The sequence below is a fragment of the Bacillus ectoiniformans genome (assembly GCF_016908875.1).
GTDB lineage: Bacteria > Bacillota > Bacilli > Bacillales > Domibacillaceae > Bacillus_BX > Bacillus_BX ectoiniformans.
Map to the genome: position 1 here is coordinate 1 of NZ_JAFBES010000004.1, position 22,765 is coordinate 22,765.

Genomic DNA, 22,765 nt, shown 5'->3' on the forward strand with positions numbered 1-22,765 from the left:
TGCATGTATTAGGCACGCCGCCAGCGTTCGTCCTGAGCCAGGATCAAACTCTCCAAAAAGATGTTTGATTGCTCATTTTGACAATTTGCATTGTCGGTTGTTTCATTTAAACGTTGACGTTTATTTTGTTCAGTTTTCAAAGATCAATGTCGGCCAAATGCGACTTTCTTAATTTACCACATTCGACACCTTTTGTCAAAAGCTATTTTAAAAACATCTTATTTTGTTTTTCTTTGTTGGCTTTTGTCTTTCGGACAAGTAATAATATATCACGCTAAAAAAACTTTAGCAAGTGTTTTTCTAAAAAAGTTTTTCTTTTTTCCATTCTATTATTACTTCCCTACCCATTTGCTAGCCTTCGGCGAAAACCCGCTTTATAACAATAGCACAATACAAGCGCGGTTGATAAATTTTCAGCTAAACATTATCAATATAATTTTCACCTCCTCCTGCTTAGAGTTGTATCCTTTCAGTTAATTAATGCTCCATCTTCAATGCGTTTTCCATTCATTCAATTTCTATATATAAAAAAGAAGCCTAGCATCATTTCTAGGCTTCTTCTTTTTCAGATTTGCTGCTCCAAAGGTTCATTTTTTGATTCAGCAAATTTTTTATCCTTTTATGAACTCCCATAAATAACAAAATACCTATTATGACCACCGCTCCACCTATAAGCTGAGTTCGAATAATCTTTTCGCCCAAAAGCCACCATGCCAAGAAACCCGCGCCAACAGGTTCGAATAAGATCGCCATGGAGATGGCAGATGTACTTATTTATTTTAAAGACCAATTGAATAAAGTATGTCCGAGCAGATTCGGAATCAATGCTAATAACAAGAAATAAATCCAGTCTTCAGCCGGAAAAGGATAGAGCTTTTCTTTTTTTATAAGTACATAGATAAATAAAACAACAGCACTGTTAAAATAAACAATAAACGTATAAGTCATCAAGGACATTCTTTTTCTAATTGTTTGCCCAAATAATAAGTAACCTGTTATTAGTGCACAGGCTAAGAGCGCGAGTATATCTCCATATAGAGCTTGTCCGCTTATTTGAAAGTCGCCCCAGCTAATGATCACACTGCCTGCAATGGCCACTCCCCCGCCAACCACAGCCGCAAGAGAAAACTTTTCTTTAAAAAGAAAATAGGTGCCTGCGAATGCAAAAAGCGGCTGCAGCGTAACTAAAACAGTAGAACTAGTAACAGAGGTGTAATTTAGCGATTCAAACCATAAAATAAAATGGAACGCTAAAAAAGAGCCCGAAATGAATGAGAATAGCCAATCTCTTTTAGATATATCTTTTAATTCTCCTCTATATTTTAAAAGGAAGACAGGGAGCATAAGCATAACAGTAAAGAATAATCGGTAAAAAGCAATGACACCCGATTCAGCTGAAGAGAATTTCACTAAAACAGCGGATGTAGAGACAGACATTACACCAATCATTAAAATTAAATAGGGATTCACTTTTGGTCTTTCCATTCTTGTTCACCTTCTATAGGAAGTTGTTTTTTTAAAATAGGTTTTTTAATTCGTCTATATTCTATATAATTAATATAATTTTTCGGTTAAAGAGAGCGGGTGTTTATATGGAATGGATATACGAATACGAAATCATGCTTAAGCTAGGACTATCCGCTATTTTAGGGCTAGTAATCGGGCTTGAACGCGAATTAAAGAGAAAGCCCGTCGGACTGAAAACAAGTTTAGTTATTTCTATTGTAAGCTGTTTGCTCACGATCGTTTCGATTGAATCTGCCTATAAATCGCCAGGAAGTGATGAAGTGAATATCACGATGGATCCACTGCGATTAGCTGCCCAAATTATTTCCGGTGTCGGATTTTTAGGTGCAGGGGTGATTCTGCACAGAGCAAATGACAGCATTTCGGGATTAACTACAGCCGCCATGATTTGGGGAGCTGCAGGAATAGGTGTTGTCGTAGGCGCAGGCTTTTATTTAGAAGCCATCGCAGGTCTTGCTTTAATTATTTTCAGTGTTGAAATTGTACCAATTGCTTTTAGAGTATACGGACCTAGCAGCCTGCAGGAGAAAAGTTTACTAATTAAAATGACAGTGAAAAACAAAGACTTTATTAATGACGTCATCGAAAAGATTGAAAATGAACATATTTCAGTGGCTCGCCTTCGCATTAAAGATTTAAAGAAAGAGCATACCCATTTGCTTGAATTGAAGGTTTCTGTTCATTTTAAAAGACGGACAACGGAAGTCTATTACACCATCTCAGAAATGCCCCATATTGAGAATATTGAAATTGAAAGTTTATAAAATGACTATTTAACCAAATTTTTCAGTATTTTCTTGTTGCAGGCATATTTTTCAGTAAATCGGGAATACATATATACACTTATCCACTTATAAAAAGAGAAAGGGGAAAATGTATATATGACAACTAAATGGGTACGATTAGCTGGAGGGTCCATATTAGGAACCACAATCATTGCTTCAATGATTCTTACAAGCTGCGGCCAGGATTCGGCTGACATGAAAGCTGAAAAAACATCCGTCATTTCCGATGTAGACCAAAAAGAAAGTGAACTTATTCAATAAACCATTATTCGCTAAAGCCATGCTGCCCGCTTCAAATGAGCAGCGCGGCTTTTTTGCTTTCCTAAAGAAAATAAATTCATGTACACTTATTTCAGACCAATAATTGATAAGGGAGTGCTGCAAGTGTTTTATAAATTGACGAAAGATCAGCAAACCAGAATGATTGCTGATATTCAAGAATTCTTTATTCAAGAAAGAGAAGAAGATATCTCAGAATTTGCCGCTGAACGTGTGTTAGATTTTGTTAAGGAATCATTAGCCCCTCACTTTTATAATGCGGCCGTTACCGATGCTAAGCATGTAGTTGAGCAGCAGTTCTCTTCACTTGAAGATGAAATTCTTACACTGGAGCGTCCAACTAAGTAATTCCTCACTAAATTTAGCACACCCTCACACTTGCGAGAAGGTGCTCATACAATAAACAAAAAAGGAGCACCTGATGAATCCTCCATTTTCAGATTTGATTGATGAGGTACTGCCTTTACTTGATATACTAACGATTTTTCTTTTAGAGGATGATCCAATCATCGGAATTGTTCTCGTCGCCATACTGCGTGCAATTACAAAAGATAAAATCGTTAAATTATCATTCATACTATTAATCATTGTGCTCGGCGTCAGTCAAAAGGAATAAAACTTGATACGTAGACATAGAAAAACCTCTCAAAAGGGCTTCGCTTCTCAACGCGTCCTTTCGAGAGGTTTTTCAATTTGTTCAATATGGAGCATAGCGGGCTCGAACCGCTGACCTCTACACTGCCAGTGTAGCGCTCTCCCAGCTGAGCTAATGCCCCTCTTTTTTGACTCTAATGAATATTATAGGCAATTTTTAAAAAATGGCAATAGTTTTTGTTTCACTTTTTCAAAAAAAGGGGATAATGAGTAGGCAAATAGAAAGGAGGGCAATTCCCTTGCTGCAAAATATTTACTATAAATTCGTTGAAGCGCCTATCTTAGTACGGATTTTTGGAATGGCTATTTTTTCTATATTCATTTTTGGAACGGCTATTCATTATATTGAACCTCAAACATTCCCTTCTATTTTTGAAGGTATTTGGTGGGCAGTTGTCACTGCTTCTACTGTAGGTTTTGGAGACTATACACCTGAAACTTTCGCAGGAAGACTAGTAGGAATCGGTCTGATTTTTGCTGGCGCCGGCTTTTTAGCAGCCTATTACATAAATTTAGCCGCAGCCGCTGTTACTTCCCAAAACGCCTTGCGTGAAGGAAAATCAGAATACACACATAATAACCATCTAGTCATAGTGGGCTGGAATGAGCGGTCAAAAGAGATTATTGACCAGATTAAGAAATCGCCTGTCGCTCGGCATATTGTCCTGATTGATTATACATTGGAAGAAAATCCTTATCCTGAAAAAGTCGTACACTTCATTAAAGGATCGCCATTTAAGGATGACACAATGCGTAAAGCAAGATTGCCGCATGCCAAATTCGCATTAATCACCGCTGATCCTAATATGAATGAAGGACAAGCGGACATGAATTCAATTTTAACGCTCGTCGCCATGAAGGGCTGCAACCCAGATCTGTATTGTGTGGTCGAAATCCTGACAAAAGATCAAGTCATTAATGCAGAAAGAGCTGGAGCTGACGAAGTTATTGAAACAAACCGTTATGCAAGTTCCGTCATGCTGAACAGCATTTATTTTGAAGAGGTGTCCGATACACTTATTCATCTCTTAGACCCTTTAAATGGCGGACATTTAAAAGCTTTGGAGCTTGAACCAAAGTGGATCGGGTTGTCGTTTCAGCAGCTTTCTTCAATCCTTTTAAAGGATAGAATCTTATTGATTGGCATTCAAAGAGGAGAGGAAATTCACATTAATCCTCCCCTTGATTTCCATATCGAATCATCAGACACACTTTTAGTTATTCAGCCATAAGTATCTTTTCTGCTTGCTTCAATAGGCGCTTTCCGACGGCAATATACTCCTCTGGAAAGCTCGCATCAGGATCTTGCGGCTCAGAGAATTGATTAAAGGATCCGCTAAAACTTCCGGTAGAGGCATTATCATCAAGGCCAATTTGGTATTTATGAGCGAGCAGGAACGGGCAGTCAAATTGCACCATAACACCCGGGGTATCCAATTGTCCGTCTATCGCCGAAAAAGGCAAACGTAAAAATTGATACCCTACCTCATCGTCCATCTTATAATCGAATGAGCCATGGTCATAGTCCCAATTACCGCCAATCGAATAGCCGATTGGCTTTAATTTTTGTTCCAGTTCATATAAATTGAACTGTTTTCCTTCTAAAGCAGATTCTAATTTAATCATGGTTTCTACCCCTTTCTTATAGGAGTAGTATTCCCAAACATACGAAAAAACCCCTGCGGAATTCCTTATTGCGCCTCTTTTACATATACCAAATCAATTCTTTTTTCATGATTTTCCCTTTTTTACTTTTCTCGTTTATCACTTTCCATTCTTGTTTATCACTTACTACTTCAAAAATTGTATTTGTTCCATCCGCTCTTTTAAAAAGGATATAGCCGCTATCACCAAGAATAAAAGTTACGGGATCAATCACGTTTTTATACGGCGGGTGGATCTCAGGGTTTAAAATGTTCACAATGATTGATTCAGTAATTTTAGCTAAGGATTGATATTCTTTTTGTTTTTCTGCTTTATATTGAAGCTGTGAATCATTATATTCTTCGTATGACTCTAAGTTTAAATCGAACGATTGTTTGATCTCTGAAATAACCTCTGCATAAAACTGTGTCGTTTTTCTTTCCTCTTCATCTCCTTCATGGTCGTAGTCCATTCGTTTAATTCCCATCGGACTTATATCAAAGGTCATCGTTTCTTTCCCATAAGGCGGGTTATGAGCATGTTCGAAAGTATATACTTTAACAATTACTTTAAAATTAAATTCACCTTCTCCGCTTCTCTCAATACTTACTAATTTTGCATCATATAAACCATATGATTTTGGGTATCCATAATAATTGATGACTCCTTCTGAAATATAAGGAGAGAGCGACGTTAACAATGTCTCATAAAGCAATGGATCATCCACACTTTTCTCCTTTGCTTTAATTACATAGGGTTGAACAAGAAAGATGAATAAGCAGATCCAGATAACCAAATATTTTTTCTTCATAAGATCCCCACCCGATTAATGTCTTACTTTTAAAATCTCCCCTAAAAAAGAAACGATACATAGACAATTATCTATAGCAAAAACACAAAAAACACATGGATAGTAAACCCCATGTGTTTTTGCTAAAGCTTTGTTATTTATAATCTAAACTGAATTTACTGCTGTTCGCAAAATGATTTATTTCAATCGCTTCTCAAGTTCCGCTTTCTTCTCTTCGAATCCAGGCTTGCCTAATAGGGCAAACATATTGACTTTATAAGCCTCTACACCTGGCTGATCAAACGGATTCACTCCTAGCAGGTATCCGCTAATCGCACAAGCTTTTTCAAAGAAATACACAAGGTACCCGAAAGAATACGCATCCATTGCTGGAATCGTCACAATTAAATTCGGCACGCCACCATCCGTATGAGCGAGCATCGTCCCTTCAAATGCTTTATTATTAACGAAATCGACGCTTTTACCAGCCAAATAGTTCAGACCGTCTAAGTCGTTATCTTCCGCTTCAATCGTTAACTCATGACGAGGATTCTCCACCTTAATGATCGTTTCAAAAAGGTCGCGGCGTCCCTCTTGAACATATTGCCCCATAGAATGCAGATCTGTAGAGAAATTAGCTGACGCAGGGAATATTCCTTTTTGGTCCTTCCCTTCACTTTCGCCAAACAGCTGCTTCCACCATTCCGCAAAATACTGCAGGCCTGGTTCATAATTAATCAGCATTTCAATCGTTTTCCCTTTGTTATAAAGCACGTTGCGAACAGCCGCATATTGATAGGCAATATTGTTTTCAAGCTCTGACTCGCTGAAATCCTCACTTGCCTGTCTCGCTCCGTTCATCATCTCTTCAATGTTTACGCCGCTAACCGCGATCGGCAATAATCCTACAGCGGTTAATACGGAATAGCGCCCTCCGACATCATCGGGAATAATAAAGGATTCATATCCTTCTTCAGATGCTAATGTATGAAGCGCACCTTTCGCCTTGTCTGTCGTAGCAAAAATACGGGCTTTTGCTTCTTCTTTTCCGTATTTCTCTTCAAGAAGCTTGCGGAAAATACGAAAAGCAAGTGCTGGTTCAGTTGTCGTTCCTGATTTAGAGATTACGTTTACAGACCAGTCTTTACCTTCCACCAAATCCATGACATCTTTCATGTAGCTGGAACTAATATTATTTCCAACAAACACGACTTGAGGCGTTTGTCTTTGCTCTTTCGATAAAGAGTTATAGAAGCTGTGATTAAGCATTTCAATTGCTGCACGCGCGCCAAGGTAAGAGCCGCCAATCCCAACAACTAAAAGCACACCTGAATCACTTTTAATTTTCTCAGCTGCTTTTTGAATGCGTGAAAATTCTTCTTTGTCATAATCAGATGGCAGGTCGATCCAACCTAAAAAGTCATTGCCCTGCCCTGTTTTTTCATGGAGTGAATGGTGTGCCACCTTTACTGCATCCTGCAAATACTCCACTTCATGTTCACCAAAAAACGAAAGTGCTTTTGAGTAGTCAAATTGAATATGGGTCATTTAAAAACCTCCGCTCTTCTTTTTCCACTTTACTTTAACGAAAGTGACCTTGTTTAGCAAGCAAAGCCTTCACCTGAAAGGATAAAAACAAAAATATACGGGGCGCCTATAAGGCACCTCGTATATTTTTCACTCTTTATAATGAAGCGGTCAAGATGGACATGACATCTTCTTTATTCAATTTATTAAAGTTGCCGAACTCTCCATTAAACAGCGTTTTATCCGCAATATCACTTAAACGGCTGTCATCAATTTGATAATCCGCAAGACGTTCAGGAGCACCAAGGCTTGACCAAAACTTGCGCAATGCTTCGATGCCTTCAAGTCCAACCTCTTTGTCTGATTTGCCTTCTGCTTCGATTCCGAATACACGAACAGCCAGTTGTTTAAAGCGTTTCGGGTTGACATCAATGTTGTGCTTCATCCAGTTAGGGTACAAGATCGCAAGACCGCCCGCATGAGGGATATCATAAACGGCCGATACAGCATGCTCAATATTATGACTTGCCCAATCGCCGCGGTAGCCCATTTGCAGCATGCCATTTAATGCGATGGTGCCTGCGTACATAATCGTTTCACGATGCTCGTAGCTTTCTAGATCTTCTAACAATTTTGGTGCTGTTTCCATCACTGTTAACAGAGTGGATTCACACATGCGATCCTGCAGCGGTGTTTGATCGGTGTTGTGGAAATATTGTTCTAGAATATGCGTCATCATATCTACCATGCCATATACCGTATGATCTCTAGGAACAGTAGTCGTATAAGATGGATCACATATAGAAAACTTAGGGAAGACAAGCGGACTGCCCCAGCCTAGTTTCTCCTGCGTTTCCCAGTTCGTAATAACTGACCCAGAGTTCATTTCAGATCCTGTTGCCGCAAGCGTTAATACCGTTCCGAACGGCAAGGCTGATTCAACAGGCGCTTTCTTCGTAATTAGATCCCAAACATCTCCATCATACTTCGCGCCGGCAGCTACTGCTTTTGTGCAATCAATAACACTTCCGCCGCCGACCGCCAAAATAAAGTTGATCTCTTCTTGCTTGCATATTTCTACCCCGCGTTTAACCGTTGATAAACGAGGATTAGGTTCGACGCCTGCTAATTCAAAGACCTCGGCACCCGCTTGATTTAATTGGTCAAAAACTTGATCGTATAGGCCGCTTTTCTTTACACTTCCGCCGCCATATACCAACAGCACTTTCTTTCCATATGAAGAAAGTTCACCCTTTAGGCTTTCTAATGTATCTTTTCCAAAAATCCACTTCACTGGATTGTAGTAAACGAATGTATTCATTGCGATCATCCTCCTCGACATTATTATTATAGAAATGAGGAGTTTTATCAAAAATTTTGACTCCAATTAGATTGGAATAAATTTTTATCAATGAAGAATACTAGGAAAGAAGTAGAGAAAGGAGGAGTAAAAAATGAGTGGACTTCAGCGTTTTGCGCTTGCGTTAACCATTATTGGAGCAATTAACTGGGGGCTGATTGGACTATTTAAGTTTGATTTAGTTGCTGCTATATTCGGTGGCCAAACATCCGGCCTGTCACGAATCATTTATACGCTTGTCGGACTTGCCGGCCTAATCAACTTAGGTTTATTGTTTAAACCTGACAAAGAAGTGCGTCACAACAGAGAACCCGTACCAAATGCATAATTAGAATGAATGGATAGTTGTAAAACAAACAGGCCGGTGACTAGTCACCGGCCTACTATATGAGGCTTACTATTTTGCTGGTTTTCTGAATCTAATTATACCCATCCTCTGAACTTAGAAGCTTCGGCCGTTTTACGAACTCCCACCATATAAGCAGCTAAGCGCATATTTACTCCTCTTGTTTGTGCTGTTTCATAGATGTTATCGAATGCTTTAACAAGGGCAGTATGAAGCTTTGCATTCACTTCTTCTTCCGTCCAATAGTAACCTTGGTTATTTTGCACCCACTCAAAGTAAGATACCGTTACTCCGCCAGAGCTTGCCAAAACGTCAGGCACTAATAAGACGCCGCGATCAGCTAGAATCTTAGTGGCTTCTAGCGTAGTCGGACCGTTTGCCGCTTCTACCACAATGGATGCTTTAATGTTGTCGGCATTTTCTTCTGTAATCTGGTTAGAAATGGCCGCTGGAACTAAAATGTCGCAATCCAATTCCAAAAGCTCTTGGTTGGTAATCGTGTTCTCAAATAAAGTCGTAATGGTACCAAAGCTGTCACGACGATCTAGCAAGTAATCAATGTCTAGACCTTCAGGATCATGCAGCCCGCCATATGCATCGGAAATACCGATGACTTTTGCTCCGGCATCATGCATGAACTTCGCTAAGAAGCTTCCCGCATTTCCAAACCCTTGAATGACTACACGCGCACCTTTAATATCGATGCCGCGTTTTTTAGCCGCTTCATGAATACAGATCGTCACACCTTGAGCCGTTGCTTTCTCACGGCCATGTGAACCGCCGAGTACAAGCGGCTTTCCAGTGATAAATGCTGGAGAATCGAATTCACGAATATGGCTGTATTCATCGACCATCCACGCCATGATTTGTGAGTTTGTGTAAACGTCTGGAGCAGGAATGTCTTTAGATGGACCTACGATTTGACTGATCGCACGGACGTATCCGCGGCTTAACCGCTCTACTTCTCCCATTGACATTTGGCGAGGATCACATACAATCCCGCCTTTTCCTCCGCCATACGGCAGATCCACGATACCAGCTTTTAACGTCATCCACATGGATAATGCTTTCACTTCTTCTTCATTCACCTCAGGATGAAAACGCACGCCGCCTTTTGTAGGACCAGCTGCATCATTATGCTGAGCTCTGTACCCTGTAAATACTTTTGTTGATCCATCGTCCATACGCACAGGAATACGCACTGTAAACATACGAAGCGGCTCTTTCAGAAGTTCATACATTTCTTCCGTGTAACCTAATTTGGTTAGCGCCTCTTTAATGACATTCTGAGTAGATGTGAATAAATTTAGATTTTCCGCCATTTGAAATTCGCCTCTTTTATTATTTAATCATTGTTCAGTGCCGGATTATTAGCCAAGCACTTTTTGAATACGCTCGATCGCCCAGTCCAGTTCTTCTTTCGTAATAACTAATGGTGGGGCAAAGCGAATGACCGTGTCATGAGTTTCTTTACAAAGCAGGAATTCTTCTTTCAATGCTTCACAATATTCGCGAGCTGGTTTATGCAGTTCCACGCCGATGAACAATCCTCTTCCCCGTACTTCTTTGATGATCGGATTGTTAATTTCTTTTAGTTTACCCATAAAATACTCGCCTAATTCTTGAGAACGTTCTGCAAGCTTTTCTTCTTCAAGCACTTCAAGAGAAGCTAGGGAAACCGCACATGCCATTGGATTTCCTCCGAATGTCGAACCGTGAGATCCCGGATTGAAAACGCTTAAAATATCTTTATTAGCAACGACGCAAGAGATTGGGAAAACGCCTCCGCCAAGAGCTTTACCTAGGATATACATATCCGGCTCGAACCCTTCCCATTCACAAGCAAACAGTTTACCAGAACGGCCAAGACCTGCTTGGATTTCATCTGCAATAAATATAACATTGTTTTCTTTACAAAGTTCATAGGCCGCTTTCAAGAAGTTAGCAGGAGGAATATTAATTCCAGCTTCCCCTTGAATTGGTTCAATGATAAAAGCCGCTGTGTTAGGTGTGATCGCTGCCTTTAACGCTTCTAAATCACCGTAAGGAACTAATTTAACTCCCGGAAGCATTGGGCCAAAACCACGTTTGTATTCAGGATCTGATGACAAGGATACTGCTCCCATTGTACGACCATGGAAGTTACCTTCGCAAGCAATAATTTCAGCTTGTCCGTCAGCAATTCCTTTGACATCGTATCCCCAGCGGCGCGCTGTTTTAATTGCCGTTTCAACAGCCTCTGCACCCGTGTTCATCGGAAGAGCCATTTCTTTATTAGAAAGCTTGCAGATTTTTTCATACCATGGGCCTAATTGATCGTTATGAAATGCACGTGATGTTAACGTAACACGGTCCGCTTGATCTTTCAATGCCTGAATGATTTTTGGATGTCTGTGTCCTTGATTGACAGCTGAATAGGCACTAAGCATATCCATGTATTTATTCCCTTCAGGATCTTGTACCCAAACCCCTTGAGCTTCTGAAATTACAATCGGCAGCGGATGATAGTTGTTGGCGCCATATTGTTCTGTTTGATCAATAATTTGTTTTGATTGAGACATGTGTATTTCCTCCCGATGTCATTGTGATGGAGCCCCAGGGTCTGAGGCTCCACTTTATATTGATGTATGTTGTTTTTACAGAGTTTCTGATGTTGTTTTCGCTTGCATATGAAGCTGCAGGTAATCTGGACCGCCTGCTTTTGAATCTGTACCGGACATATTGAATCCGCCAAACGGCTGGTATCCAACGATTGCGCCTGTGCAGCCGCGGTTGAAATACAAGTTTCCAACGTGGAACTCTTCGCGTGCCTTTTCAATCTTCTCACGGTTTTTCGTAATGACTGCCCCTGTTAATCCATATTCCGTGTTGTTAGCAATTTCAAGCGCATGATCGAAATCCTTCGCTTTAGCAAAAGCAACAACCGGGCCAAAGATTTCTTCTTGCATTAAGCGAGCTTGTGGATCTACATCAGCTACAATTGTAGGCTGAATGAAGTAACCTGTTGAGCTGTCGCCTGTTCCTCCAGCTACAACGCGTCCTTCTTCTTTGCCAAGTTCTGCATAGCTCATGATTTTATCAAATGCAGCTTGATCGATCACTGGTCCCATGTAATGATTTTCAACCGGGTTGCCGACTTTAATTTCTTTTGTCAGTTCGATTGCTCGCTCTAACACTTGATCGTATACATCTTCTACAACGACCGCACGAGAACATGCAGAACATTTTTGACCTGAGAAACCAAATGCAGACTTAACGATAGATTGTGCAGCTAATTCAAGATCCGCTTCGCTGTCTACCACAATCGTATCTTTTCCGCCCATTTCAGCAATCACACGCTTCAGCCAGATTTGACCGTCATTTAATTTAGATGCACGTTCGAAAATGCGAAGGCCGACATCGCGTGAACCTGTAAATGAGATAAAACGTGTTTTCGCATGGTCTACTAAGTAGTCCCCTACTTCAGCACCGCTTCCTGGTACGAAGTTTAATACGCCTGCAGGAAGACCTGCTTCTTCCATCACTTCAACAAATTTCGCTGCAACAATCGGAGTTGTAGAAGCCGGTTTTAGTAAAACTGTATTTCCAGTAACGATGGCAGCTACTGTCGTTCCCGCCATAATCGCGAATGGGAAGTTCCAAGGAGAGATGACAATTCCTACTCCTAAAGGTATGTAGCCGTAACGGTTGTATTCGCCTGGGCGGCTTTCAACTGGCACGCCATCTTTTAATTTAAGCATTTGACGAGCATAGAACTCTAGGAAATCAATCGCTTCAGCTGTATCAGCATCTGCTTCATTCCAAGGCTTTCCTGCTTCTTTCGTTAATAAAGCAGAGAATTCATGTTTGCGGCGGCGAATAATCGCAGCAGCTTTGAATAATACATCCGCTCTTACTTCAGGTTTAACTTTTTTCCAGCTTTGGAACGCTTGATCCGCTGCTTGCATTGCTTTTTCAGCTAATTCTTGGTTTGCTTTTGACACGCGGCCAATGACTTCTTTCTTGTCAGCTGGATTGTAAGAAACAATTTTATCTTCAGTCGTAACTTTCTCTCCGCCAATCACTAAGGGATAATCTTGACCTAAATAACTTTCAACTAATTTTAACGCCTCAAGGTAGGCTTGTTTGTTCTCTTCTTGGGAAAAATCAATAAAAGGTTCGTGTTTATAAGGAATCATGTAAATGTCCTCCTCCAATAAATGAAATTATTTTATGCTGCCCATATTTTTTGCTCCGGGGTTCTTGGTTAATATGCAAATATTTTTTGCATATAGAAAACCCTTACATTTATTATAATGCAAAATTTTGTTGCTTTTTTCAAGTGTTTTTTTTTAAAATATACATATATCTGAAAATTGAGGTGAGCCTATGCCTGCAAAACCATTGGAATTACTGAACTTTATGTATAAAGAAGTCGTAGAAAAAATTGATTTGGGTATACACGTAATAGACGTAAACGAGAAAACGATCATATACAATCAAAGAATGATGGAAATAGAAGGAATGAATATTGAGGATGTTCTCGATAAAAACATTCTTGAAGTCTTTCGTTTTGAACACGCAGAAGAAAGTACTTTATGGCAAGTGCTCAGGACTGGCCAAAGCATACAGAATGTAAAACAAACGTACTTTAATAACAAGGGAGAAGAAATTACAACTATTAACCATACCTTCCCCATTAAAGAAAGCGGTTCCATTATTGGCGCTGTAGAAATTGCGAAGGATATCACCAAACTTGAAAAAATGATCCAGGAGAATATCTTAATCAAGGGCGACACACGTTATACGTTTGAACATATCATCAGCAACAGCCCGCAAATCGCAGAATTAATTGAAACAAGCAAGCGCGCCACGCGGACAGGCTCTTCTGTGTTGATTGTGGGTGAGACGGGTACAGGAAAAGAATTATTTTCCCAAAGTATTCATAACGGAAGCCCAAGATCTAATCAGCCATTTATTTCACAGAATTGCGCAGCTTTGCCTGACACGTTAATGGAAGATCTTTTATTCGGATCGGCAGGAAATGAAAAGAATGATCAGATGGATCGCCCAGGATTATTTGAACAGGCAAACGGCGGCACACTGCTTCTTGATGAAATTGAATCCCTCAGTCTTTCGCTGCAGGCGAAATTGCTTCATGTTATTCAGGAGAAGAAAGTGAAACGTACTGGCAGCTCTGAACTTATTCCTGTTGATGTTCGGCTTATTGCTACTAGCTGTGAAGATCCAATTGATGCTATTGCAGCAGGGAAACTGCGAAAAGACCTTTATTATCGTTTAAGTGTCGTTTCCATCTTCCTTCCCCCATTACGCGAAAGAAAAGAAGATATTGATACCCTGACTAATTATTTTATTGATAAATATAATCACTTATTCGGCATGAGTGTCCGATTCGTAGATGAAGAGGTTAGAACCTATTTCAATGAATACAATTGGCCAGGAAACGTCCGCCAGCTAGAGAATGTGATTGAGGGTGCAATGAATTTAATGGATCATGAAGACACGATGACATTCAATCATTTACCTATTCAATTTCGCAATCAATCTCGCTCTAGCTTACAAACAATCGATCAGGAAAAAATCGAAGGATTTTTATATCAGCATAATAAAACCATCCTTCCCCTTGATGATTATATTCAAGAAGCAGAAACCTATTACATTCGAAAAGCGCTTTTGCATCATGATTTTAACGTGACGAAAACTGCTAAAGCACTTGGCATGAGCCGGCAAAACTTGCAGTACAGAATTCGTAAATACGACATCGAGAAAGAACAATAATGTGAGAGAAGCTGCTACTAGCCTTCACCGGCCCATTCGCAGAGCTTGCTCGCATATGCAAAGGGCAGCCAAGCGGCTGCCCTTCATTTATTTTCTTCCTTCATGTTCTCCCCACTCACACAAACATTTCATCGTCGGCTGAAGAGTATAGGCTTCTTCGGTTAATTCATATTCCACATGCGGAACCTTACTGTCATACTCCGTTCGCTTAACCATGCCCAATTGCTCTAATTCCCGAAGCTGATCCGTTAATACTTTGCGATTAATCTCCGGAATGGCCCGTTCAATTTCAGAAAAACGTTTAGGACCTGATTCAAGGGTACAATATACTTGGGGGCGCCATTTTCCGCCAATAACAGTTAATGCGCGATTGACAGGAAATTGATTAGGCTTCACAACTGTCTCTCCTTTTCACGCCGTTACTTAAAAGTACGTACTAGCATTCACTCGATTCATCTATTATCATACATCAATGCAATGAAAAAACACGAGGAGGAACACTTATGACTTATCCTAGAACTTTTTCACATATTGGTTTATCTGTACCTGATTTAGACAAAGCCGTAGCTTTTTACAAAGAAGTAATGGGCTGGTATGTCATTATGGAGCCGTCCGACGTCGTTGAAGACGATTCAGCAATCGGCATTATGTGCACAGACGTTTTCGGCAAAGGCTGGGGAAAATTTAGAATCGCTCATTTATCTACCGGTGACAAAATTGGCGTAGAATTATTTGAATTCCCTCAAAATGAAACACCAGAAAACAATTTTGAGTATTGGAAAACAGGCATCTTTCATTACTGCGTACAAGACCCAAACATTGAAGAACTAGTAGAAAAAATTAAAGCACATGGAGGAAAACAGCGCATGCCGATCCGCGAATACTACCCTGGCGAAAAACCTTACCGCATGGTGTATTGTGAAGATCCTTTCGGCAACTTGGTAGAGATCTATTCCCACTCTTATGAATTAACGTATTCAGAGGGCGCTTATTAATTAAGGAGGAACTTTAAATGCAAGCATTATTATTAAAAGAATCTGGCAGCCTTGATCATTTGCAATGGGGAACCATTGAAACACCCGTTGTACAGACAGGTCAGCTGCTCGTTCAGGTAAAAGCTGCCGCTTTGAATCCTGTTGATTATAAATTAGCGATCAACGGAAATGCGAATTGGACATACCCGCATATTCCCGGAGTAGATTTAGCCGGAGAAGTCATCGGAATTGGTGAAGAGGCAAGTGGTTTTCAAGTGGGCGATCGTGTGGCCATTCATACTGATTTAACGAAAAACGGAGGCTTTGCTGAACAGGCAGTTGTTTCTGCAAAAGCCGCAGCGTTGATTCCAAATGAAGTCAGCTATGAAGAAGCCGCATCCATTCTTTGTGCTGGTATGACCGCGTACCAAGCTGTGATCCAAAAAATGAATACGGATCAAAAACAAACCATTCTCATCCATGCTGGCGCGGGCGGTGTTGGAGGGTTCGCTATTCAGCTCGCTAAACAAAAAGGATTAAAAGTGTTCACAACAGCATCGGCTGAGAACCATGACTGGGTTCGGAAACTAGGCGCTGATGTCGCCATCGATTACAAACACGAAGATGTGACGGCTAGAATTCTTGATGAAACACATGGCCGTGGTGTCGATTTAATTTTAAATACAGTTGGCCGAGACGTTGCCACACAAGACTTAGAACGCCTCGCCTTCTCTGGGCAGCTGGCTTACATTGCAGGCGGACCCGATTTATCCGTATTAAAACCATTTTCACTCTCGCCTTCTATTCATGAAGTCGCTCTCGGTGCCGCTCATGCCAGTGAAGATGAGGCTGCCATTCAGAATTTAGCTTTTATGGCATCAGAACTAATGAACATGATTGCTCTCAAACAGCTCGATCCCATCATCACAGAAGTGCTGCCAAGAGAAGAATTAGTCAATGGACTGAAGAAACTTCAAGGGCGCCATGTGCGCGGAAAAATTATTGTGAAAATGTAAAAAAACGGCTCTCGGATAGAGGGCCGTTTTTTTCATTAGGCTGTCTGAGTTTGCTCAGCTTCTTTTTTCTCAATTTCTTGAATTTCTTCCTCTGATAGATATTCCACCTTTAACCCAAGGAAGGCCATAAGAATCGCAATAAGCGGAACCGCATAGTTCATGACTGCATACGGAGCATAAGCGAATGGATGTACTGCGAGAGTAGATAGAATAAACACACCGCACGTATTCCATGGAACAAATGGAGAAGTAACCGTTCCCCCGTCTTCTAATGCACGTGATAAGTTTTTAGAATGAAGCTTTTTGTTACGGTATGCTTTTACATACATTCTGCCCGGAAGCAAAATAGAAATATATTGTTCAGATGCTGTTACGTTCGTTACAAAAGCAGATGCAATGGTTGTCGCAATCAAGCTTCCTGCTGATTTAGCCAGCTTCAAGATTTGATCAACAATTGATTTCAGCATGCCTGTTTGTTCCATGACTCCGCCAAACGTCATTGCCACAATTGTTAAAGAAACCGTGTACATCATTGAATCAATACCACCGCGGTTGAATAGGTCATCTACAAGCTGATTACCTGTCTCAATTGAAAATCCGCCTTGGAGAGTATTGACTGCATCGCTAACTGAACCGCCTTGAATGAATACATGACATAGCCAACCTAGGAAAATACCAATTGCCAAAGCTGGAAGAGCCGGCACTTTTTTCGCGACTAACACGATAACCGCTAACGGCACTAACAAAAGCCATGGTGAGATAACGAAACTATCTTGAAGGACATCTAGTACACCATTGATCTTGCCTGTATCTACAGACCCAGCAGTAAATTGTCTGCCTAAGAAGAAATACACGATAAGCGCAATGGCCATACCTGGGATTGTTGTGTAAAACATATGTTTAATATGTTCAAATAAATCGGTTCCAGTGATTCCTGCAGCCAGGTTCGTCGTATCTGAAAGCGGTGACATTTTATCTCCAAAATAAGAACCTGAAATAATCGCTCCAGCAACCATTGGAGCTGGGATTCCCATACTGATGCCAATTCCCATTCCCGCTACACCAATCGTTCCCATTGTTGACCATGAACTTCCGATCGCTAAGGTGACAATGGCACAAATCACACTGATAGAAACTAAAAATAAGGAAGGTGTAATAATTTTGAGGCCGTAGTAGATCATAGTAGCCACAATGCCGCCGCCAATCCATGCGCCAATCGTTAAGCCTACCATAATAATGATTAAGATTGCCGGAAGCGCGAGACGGATACCTTTATAGGCACCTTCTTCCATGTCATTCCATTTATATCCTAGACGCCAGCCGATCAATGCCGCTGTCACTGTTCCAATAATTAATGGAACATGCGGGCTGCCTTCAAATTTAATAATTGTTACAGCCATAACTGCAACCATTACTATGATTGGCGCAATAGCTAACCAAAAAGGCACGTGAATTTCGTGTTTCTGCTCTTTCATATATCCTCTTCCCTTCTTTAATACATCTACTTTTTATGTAGTGAATCTTAATCCCCATTTTCTTTCTGAGCCATTCTTTTTTTCTGCATATTGAAAACCCTTACATATTGTATAATATCAAAAATTCTTGCAAATGAAATGCAAATTTTTTGAGCGCCTGCAAAATATTTTTGCTCAATATGCAGAATATTTAAACGGCTACTATAAATTATACATAAATTTTTCGTTTTGACAAATTCTTTTGAAATCTTTGTTTTTTCATACAAAAAGACACTGCCTAATAAAGACAGTGCCTTCGCCCTCATATTAGTGAGGAATATTTGTCGCAGGTGCAGCTTGTGCAGTTTGAGCCGGCGCATAAGCATTGATCATTTGCTGCATGTCCTGCATAGCAAATTGCGGCACTTGATAGTAATGGCGCTTGTTTTGATATAGGGATAATTCATAAGCCATTTCAATGTCATTCGGAACAGAGTCGGCCAAAACGCGGCGCACGACAGGGTTTGTTACTTCTAAGGCAGACATTGCTTTTAAGGAGGCTAATGACTTCAAGGCTCCTAATAAACAGTTAGAAACATGCTCTTCTGAAATTTCATCAGCAGATTGAATCGGCTTTTTAGGTTCCCCTGGCTGCATCCCATAAATGAAATCATGCGTTTGCTGCATATTATATGTTTGGGTCGGCACAGCTGGTTTTTGCCCAGTTTTAAAACACTCTACTGTCGTGTTGTATTCTTGTTGAATAAATTGATATTGCTGATCAATGATTTGAAGCAGCTCAGGCTCCTGCACGTATTGCTTTAACAAAGTATATTGATTCATGACATCAATTGTTGCCGAAAGCACTTCGTGTACGTCTAAGACTTCATGCCCGCCGTGGTTCATTTGCTGCGGAATGGAATTAGATTGAAGATTTTGTTGGTTTAACTGGTTTTGTTGATTTTGCTGATTTATCGGGTTTTGTCCTGGTATTTGCATGGATGATTCCTCCTCATGATCAATTTTCAATCATAAGTATTGTGTGTCTTAATTCCATGCTTATGCGCAGGCATCTAAGGCAAAATTTGATACGCTCTTTTTTTGGTTTGACCGGTATGAGGGAAATGGGTTGACTGCAGAAGTTTGGCAGCCGCGGATGGGGATTGAATATGGAGGAAAGCTCGCAGCTGCTGATTAGTAATACTTGTGCGAATCAGCAGAGAATAATCAGACAGAGCAGATAAATGAGCGTTCTTCGATTGGGTTAAACATCGAGGACAGTACCACTTCCCCCTTCTTTTTTCCATCTGTAAGTTCAAACAGTCCGGACAATGGACACCTGTTAACAACTCATTTTCAAAAAGGCCAAAGCGCTCTAGTATATTGATCTCGTTGCTGGTGTGATGTTGGAGAAGAAGCTTGCGAAGTTTCCGAAGGTGCTGTGGAGTATATAGTTCCGTATGATGCTGTTTAGAAAAATTAGCGATAGCTGCTTGTAAGTAAGGACTCCGAATGACTGATTTCACATAATCTTTCGTATCCGAATGTGTTTTTAATACAGCTTGGGAATTAGTCATAACTACAAGTGTTTCGATTGGGATGGCAGGCAGCTTGTGAAATTGTATCCACTGAGTGAAAAGACGCTTTTGATTCTGCACTTGTAAAACCGGATCAGGGAATGCCTCTTCTCCTGCAGAAGTTGTTCGGATCATCTGGTGAAACAGCGGGTCAAAAAATAATGTGCCTGAAATATTTTTCGCTTCAATGATCAACAAAAAAGAAGCTGACAACAGAAGAAAGTCCATTTGAAAAAAATGCAGACCGTTTTTTAATCGCAGATCCTGAAAAATAATGAACTCCTGTTCCGGCAGATAACTTAAATAATAATCTAAAGATTCTTCCCCTCGCAATCCAGCTAAAGATTTCGCTAATTCTGCTGTTATTAATTCTCTTTTAGGGTGGTGCTCAGGCAGCCTCCTCAACAACGCTTCTAATTGCTGAATTTTGACCGGACGACCTCGATATTTAGCAATCAAATGATCACTCCTTTCAGAATTAGTGTTTATATTCTCTTACTTCGCTGGAATTCCTGCTGTGTTCTTAAAAAATGTCCTAGGTTTAGAGGTGTGAGGTGTGATTCTTTTTTAGGCGAGTGCCATTCCGCTTTTCAGCGACCAACGCTGCTGGCCATTCTTTCCGTTTTCGCCTGGATTCTTTCCAATCCAGCCGATATTCTTTCCGTTTCAGGCAATATTCTTTCCGTTCCAAATATTATTCTTTCCGTTTCCCCATTTATTCCTGCCAATCCGATTTTACGCGGCCACACTGATGACCATTCTTTCTGTTTTCGCTTGGATTCTTTCCAATTCAGCCGAGAATCTTTCCTTTTCTGGCGATATTCTGTCCGATCCGAGCAATATTCTTTCCGTTTCCCCGTTTATTCCTGCCAACCCACTTTTCCGTGGCCACCCTGCGGATCATTCTTTCTGTTTTCGCCTGGATTCTTTCTGTTTCAACCGATATTCTTTCCAATCCGAACATTATTCTTTCCGTTTCCCGATTATTCATGCCAAACTACATATTCAAATCTGCCGCGCCTATAAAAAAATCCCCGCATGGCCAGCTTCGGCCTCTGCGGGGATCTAATTAATCATTTATTTCTTTTCGGATTGGGCAATCCACTCTTGAAGTTTGTCTTTTAATGTGTTGAAACCTTCACCGTCATCGTCAAGCTTGATCGCTGCTGCTTGGCGGCGTGCCGGATTGTTTGCTGCAGCTGGTTTCGGCTCTTCCGTTGCACGGATGGATAAGCTGATTTTTCCTTCGCTTTCATTAACAGAAATCACTTTCACATTTACTTCGTCACCGACTTTAAGATGTTCGTTAATGTCTTTTACATAGCCGTGAGTAATTTCTGAGATGTGAACTAATCCTTGCGTTCCGTTGTCTAAAGCAATAAACGCTCCGTACGGTTGAATTCCTGTAACTTTTCCTGTAACAACTTGGCCTGGTTCATATTTATTTTCCATCAAAACACTCCTAAAATTTATTTCCTTATCTACGCATCACAAAATTATACCACAAACTCTGTGAAATTTCTAAACTTATCGTTCACATACCAGTAAATCCCATAAATAGATATGTAAGTATTTCCAATTCAATTAAATTCAGTGAATTTTGATAAAAGTCTATCCTTTTGCAAAAAATCATAGTACATTAGTACAATCATCATGAATTGAAAGAGGAGAATCACATGAATAATCAAGAACAGTGGTCATCAAAGATCGGTTTTATCCTCGCAGCAGCTGGTTCAGCGATTGGACTTGGAGCGATATGGAAGTTTCCTTATATGGCTGGAACGAATGGAGGAGGAGTATTCTTTCTTCTTTTTATTTTGTTTACAATTTTAATCGGCACACCGATACTGCTTGCGGAATTTTATCTTGGCCGACGCACGCAGAAAGATGCCGTTTCTGCTTTTAAAGTGCTGGCACCAAATACAGCGTGGCCCCTTGTTGGGATCTTGGGCGTTATATGCGCCTTTATTATCTTATCCTTCTATAGTGTTGTTGGTGGTTGGATCTTATCCTATATTTACCGCAATGCGACAGGGCAGCTTTTTGCTGACAGCGCAATCTCATACGAAGATTTATTCGGCCAGATCATTGCAAGCCCGGCAGAAGTCTTATTGGCTCAAGGAGTATTTATGATTATCACCATCCTTGTTGTCCGCGGCGGCATTCAGAATGGAATTGAGAAAGCAAGTACATATATGATGCCAGCTCTATTCATCCTATTTATGGTGCTCGTGGTTCGTTCCCTTACACTGGATGGTGCGATGGAAGGCGTTGAGTTTTTACTGAAACCTGATTGGTCGCTTCTCACAGCCAAAACATCTTTACTTGCTTTAGGACAAGCCTTCTTTACACTTAGCATTGGGGTTTCCATTATGATTACGTACGCCTCTTATTTAGGAAAAGAAGTGAACTTGCCGAGCTCAGCCTTATCTGTGGCGGGAATGAATATTTTCATTTCATTATTAGCCGGACTCGTGATCTTCCCTGCCGTGTTCGCTTTAGGGTTTGAGCCAAATGCAGGAGCAGGGCTTGTGTTTGTCGTATTGCCGGCTGTTTTTAATGAAATAGCTTTTGGCAGCGTCTTTTTCTTCGTATTCTTGCTTCTTTTGTTATTTGCTACTCTGACGTCAGCCTTCTCAATTCTTGAAATTGTAGTGGCTGCCCTGACAAAAGGAGACTCTGACAAGAGAAAACGATATACGTGGATTGCCGGAATTCTCATCTTTATTACCGGAATTCCAAGCGCCTTATCGTTTGGTGTGTTCAGCCACATTCAAGTATTTGGCAAGTCTATTTTTGACTTTGCTGACTTCATTACCAATAGTATCGGCATGCCGCTTGGAGCATTGTTCATCTCTTTATTTGTCGGATTTAGAATGAAAAAGAGTGATGTGTACCAAGAAATTAGCCAAGGATCATCTATTGCGTCGAAACTATTTAACATCTGGTACTTCTTAGTAAAATATTTAGCACCAGCAGCGATCATCTTGATCTTCCTGCAGTCTTTTGGATTATTTGAATAAAAACAACAGAGCAGACAACCTCTACGGGCTG

Annotated in this window: 25 protein-coding genes, 1 tRNA gene, 1 rRNA gene and 1 pseudogene; 11 read left to right on the forward strand and 17 right to left on the reverse strand. The window is 40.6% G+C overall.

The annotated features are described in order from the left end of the window. A 16S ribosomal RNA gene (locus tag JOC78_RS06915) occupies window positions 1-59 on the reverse strand; the annotation flags it as partial. A 490-nt stretch (window positions 60-549) separates the two neighbouring features. Then, window positions 550-1,485: pseudogene (locus tag JOC78_RS06920) on the reverse strand (DMT family transporter). Between the two features lie 107 nt (window positions 1,486-1,592). Between JOC78_RS06920 and JOC78_RS06925 the strand changes: the two are divergent. The 4 genes from JOC78_RS06925 to JOC78_RS06940 all read left to right on the forward strand — a co-directional run bounded on the left by JOC78_RS06925 (window position 1,593) and on the right by JOC78_RS06940 (window position 3,207). Next, the gene (locus JOC78_RS06925) at window positions 1,593-2,291 is read left to right on the forward strand and encodes an MgtC/SapB family protein (RefSeq protein WP_204553786.1); all 699 of its coding nucleotides are present in this window, start codon (window positions 1,593-1,595) and stop codon (window positions 2,289-2,291) included. Window positions 2,292-2,408: 117 nt separating this feature from the next. Then, window positions 2,409-2,573, forward strand: a complete 165-nt coding sequence (locus JOC78_RS06930) for a hypothetical protein (protein WP_204553787.1) — start codon at window positions 2,409-2,411, stop codon at window positions 2,571-2,573. A gap of 123 nt (window positions 2,574-2,696) precedes the next feature. Beyond that, window positions 2,697-2,939 carry a DUF2164 family protein gene (locus tag JOC78_RS06935; RefSeq protein WP_204553788.1) on the forward strand — a complete coding sequence of 81 codons (243 nt, stop codon included), beginning with the start codon at window positions 2,697-2,699 and terminating at the stop codon, window positions 2,937-2,939. A 73-nt stretch (window positions 2,940-3,012) separates the two neighbouring features. Then, a complete protein-coding gene (locus tag JOC78_RS06940; RefSeq protein ID WP_204553789.1) occupies window positions 3,013-3,207 on the forward strand; it encodes a hypothetical protein in 195 nt (64 codons plus the stop codon). A gap of 87 nt (window positions 3,208-3,294) precedes the next feature. On the opposite strand, the gene JOC78_RS06945 is transcribed toward JOC78_RS06940, so the two are convergent. Then, window positions 3,295-3,367 (reverse strand) — tRNA-Ala (locus JOC78_RS06945). Window positions 3,368-3,484: 117 nt separating this feature from the next. Between JOC78_RS06945 and JOC78_RS06950 the strand changes: the two genes are divergently transcribed. Continuing rightward, the gene (locus tag JOC78_RS06950) at window positions 3,485-4,477 is read left to right on the forward strand and encodes a potassium channel family protein (RefSeq protein ID WP_239587060.1); all 993 of its coding nucleotides are present in this window, start codon (window positions 3,485-3,487) and stop codon (window positions 4,475-4,477) included. Here JOC78_RS06950 and JOC78_RS06955 read toward each other — a convergent pair. The 4 genes from JOC78_RS06955 to JOC78_RS06970 form a co-directional block, all read right to left on the reverse strand. After that, complete coding sequence (locus JOC78_RS06955; protein ID WP_204553791.1) at window positions 4,464-4,871, reverse strand: YugN-like family protein; 408 nt, start codon at window positions 4,869-4,871, stop codon at window positions 4,464-4,466. The genes JOC78_RS06950 and JOC78_RS06955 overlap by 14 nt on opposite strands. 79 nt (window positions 4,872-4,950) lie before the next feature. After that, a complete protein-coding gene (locus JOC78_RS06960; protein WP_204553792.1) occupies window positions 4,951-5,700 on the reverse strand; it encodes a DUF3888 domain-containing protein in 750 nt (249 codons plus the stop codon). Window positions 5,701-5,877: 177 nt separating this feature from the next. Further along, the gene (locus tag JOC78_RS06965) at window positions 5,878-7,227 is read right to left on the reverse strand and encodes a glucose-6-phosphate isomerase (RefSeq protein WP_204553793.1); all 1,350 of its coding nucleotides are present in this window, start codon (window positions 7,225-7,227) and stop codon (window positions 5,878-5,880) included. Between the two features lie 136 nt (window positions 7,228-7,363). Beyond that, window positions 7,364-8,527, reverse strand: coding sequence for an iron-containing alcohol dehydrogenase (locus tag JOC78_RS06970; protein WP_204553794.1), 1,164 nt, complete (start codon window positions 8,525-8,527; stop codon window positions 7,364-7,366). Between the two features lie 133 nt (window positions 8,528-8,660). Between JOC78_RS06970 and JOC78_RS06975 the strand changes: the two genes are divergently transcribed. Beyond that, window positions 8,661-8,894: a DUF378 domain-containing protein gene (locus tag JOC78_RS06975; RefSeq protein WP_204553795.1), complete on the forward strand. Its 234-nt coding sequence runs from the start codon at window positions 8,661-8,663 to the stop codon at window positions 8,892-8,894. A gap of 95 nt (window positions 8,895-8,989) precedes the next feature. Here JOC78_RS06975 and JOC78_RS06980 read toward each other — a convergent pair whose 3' ends face one another. The 3 genes from JOC78_RS06980 to pruA form a co-directional block, all read right to left on the reverse strand. Then, window positions 8,990-10,234 (reverse strand): Glu/Leu/Phe/Val family dehydrogenase, encoded by a 1,245-nt coding sequence (locus JOC78_RS06980; protein WP_204553796.1) that lies wholly within the window; start codon window positions 10,232-10,234, stop codon window positions 8,990-8,992. Between the two features lie 48 nt (window positions 10,235-10,282). Continuing rightward, window positions 10,283-11,473: an ornithine--oxo-acid transaminase gene (locus JOC78_RS06985; protein ID WP_204553797.1), complete on the reverse strand. Its 1,191-nt coding sequence runs from the start codon at window positions 11,471-11,473 to the stop codon at window positions 10,283-10,285. A 75-nt stretch (window positions 11,474-11,548) separates the two neighbouring features. Beyond that, window positions 11,549-13,090 (reverse strand): L-glutamate gamma-semialdehyde dehydrogenase, encoded by a 1,542-nt coding sequence (gene pruA / locus JOC78_RS06990; RefSeq protein ID WP_204553798.1) that lies wholly within the window; start codon window positions 13,088-13,090, stop codon window positions 11,549-11,551. Between the two features lie 190 nt (window positions 13,091-13,280). Between pruA and JOC78_RS06995 the strand changes: the two genes are divergently transcribed. Next, window positions 13,281-14,690: a sigma-54 interaction domain-containing protein gene (locus tag JOC78_RS06995; protein ID WP_204553799.1), complete on the forward strand. Its 1,410-nt coding sequence runs from the start codon at window positions 13,281-13,283 to the stop codon at window positions 14,688-14,690. 87 nt (window positions 14,691-14,777) lie between these two features. Here JOC78_RS06995 and JOC78_RS07000 read toward each other — a convergent pair whose 3' ends face one another. Beyond that, a complete protein-coding gene (locus JOC78_RS07000; RefSeq protein ID WP_204553800.1) occupies window positions 14,778-15,086 on the reverse strand; it encodes a winged helix-turn-helix transcriptional regulator in 309 nt (102 codons plus the stop codon). Window positions 15,087-15,193: 107 nt separating this feature from the next. On the opposite strand from JOC78_RS07000, the gene JOC78_RS07005 reads away from it, so the two are divergent. Further along, window positions 15,194-15,685 carry a lactoylglutathione lyase family protein gene (locus tag JOC78_RS07005; RefSeq protein ID WP_204553801.1) on the forward strand — a complete coding sequence of 164 codons (492 nt, stop codon included), beginning with the start codon at window positions 15,194-15,196 and terminating at the stop codon, window positions 15,683-15,685. A gap of 17 nt (window positions 15,686-15,702) precedes the next feature. Then, window positions 15,703-16,680 carry a zinc-binding dehydrogenase gene (locus tag JOC78_RS07010; protein ID WP_204553802.1) on the forward strand — a complete coding sequence of 326 codons (978 nt, stop codon included), beginning with the start codon at window positions 15,703-15,705 and terminating at the stop codon, window positions 16,678-16,680. A gap of 35 nt (window positions 16,681-16,715) precedes the next feature. On the opposite strand, the gene nhaC is transcribed toward JOC78_RS07010, so the two are convergent. The 5 genes from nhaC to JOC78_RS07035 all read right to left on the reverse strand — a co-directional run bounded on the left by nhaC (window position 16,716) and on the right by JOC78_RS07035 (window position 20,460). Beyond that, a complete protein-coding gene (nhaC, locus tag JOC78_RS07015) occupies window positions 16,716-18,155 on the reverse strand; it encodes a Na+/H+ antiporter NhaC (RefSeq protein ID WP_204553803.1) in 1,440 nt (479 codons plus the stop codon). A gap of 47 nt (window positions 18,156-18,202) precedes the next feature. Further along, on the reverse strand, window positions 18,203-18,421 hold the full coding sequence (locus tag JOC78_RS07020; protein WP_204553804.1) for a hypothetical protein: 219 nt from the start codon (window positions 18,419-18,421) through the stop codon (window positions 18,203-18,205). A 40-nt stretch (window positions 18,422-18,461) separates the two neighbouring features. Beyond that, window positions 18,462-19,133 carry a spore coat protein gene (locus JOC78_RS07025; RefSeq protein WP_204553805.1) on the reverse strand — a complete coding sequence of 224 codons (672 nt, stop codon included), beginning with the start codon at window positions 19,131-19,133 and terminating at the stop codon, window positions 18,462-18,464. A 74-nt stretch (window positions 19,134-19,207) separates the two neighbouring features. Beyond that, the gene (locus JOC78_RS07030) at window positions 19,208-20,170 is read right to left on the reverse strand and encodes an NERD domain-containing protein (protein ID WP_204553806.1); all 963 of its coding nucleotides are present in this window, start codon (window positions 20,168-20,170) and stop codon (window positions 19,208-19,210) included. 131 nt (window positions 20,171-20,301) lie between these two features. Next, the gene (locus JOC78_RS07035) at window positions 20,302-20,460 is read right to left on the reverse strand and encodes a hypothetical protein (protein WP_204553807.1); all 159 of its coding nucleotides are present in this window, start codon (window positions 20,458-20,460) and stop codon (window positions 20,302-20,304) included. Between the two features lie 2 nt (window positions 20,461-20,462). On the opposite strand from JOC78_RS07035, the gene JOC78_RS07040 reads away from it, so the two are divergent. Then, on the forward strand, window positions 20,463-20,780 hold the full coding sequence (locus JOC78_RS07040; RefSeq protein ID WP_204553808.1) for a hypothetical protein: 318 nt from the start codon (window positions 20,463-20,465) through the stop codon (window positions 20,778-20,780). Between the two features lie 8 nt (window positions 20,781-20,788). On the opposite strand, the gene yugI is transcribed toward JOC78_RS07040, so the two are convergent. After that, window positions 20,789-21,163 carry a S1 domain-containing post-transcriptional regulator GSP13 gene (gene yugI, locus JOC78_RS07045; RefSeq protein ID WP_204553809.1) on the reverse strand — a complete coding sequence of 125 codons (375 nt, stop codon included), beginning with the start codon at window positions 21,161-21,163 and terminating at the stop codon, window positions 20,789-20,791. A 224-nt stretch (window positions 21,164-21,387) separates the two neighbouring features. On the opposite strand from yugI, the gene JOC78_RS07050 reads away from it, so the two are divergent. Beyond that, entirely contained in the window at window positions 21,388-22,734 is a 1,347-nt protein-coding gene (locus JOC78_RS07050) for a sodium-dependent transporter (RefSeq protein ID WP_204553810.1), read from the forward strand. Window positions 22,735-22,765 lie beyond the last annotated feature (31 nt).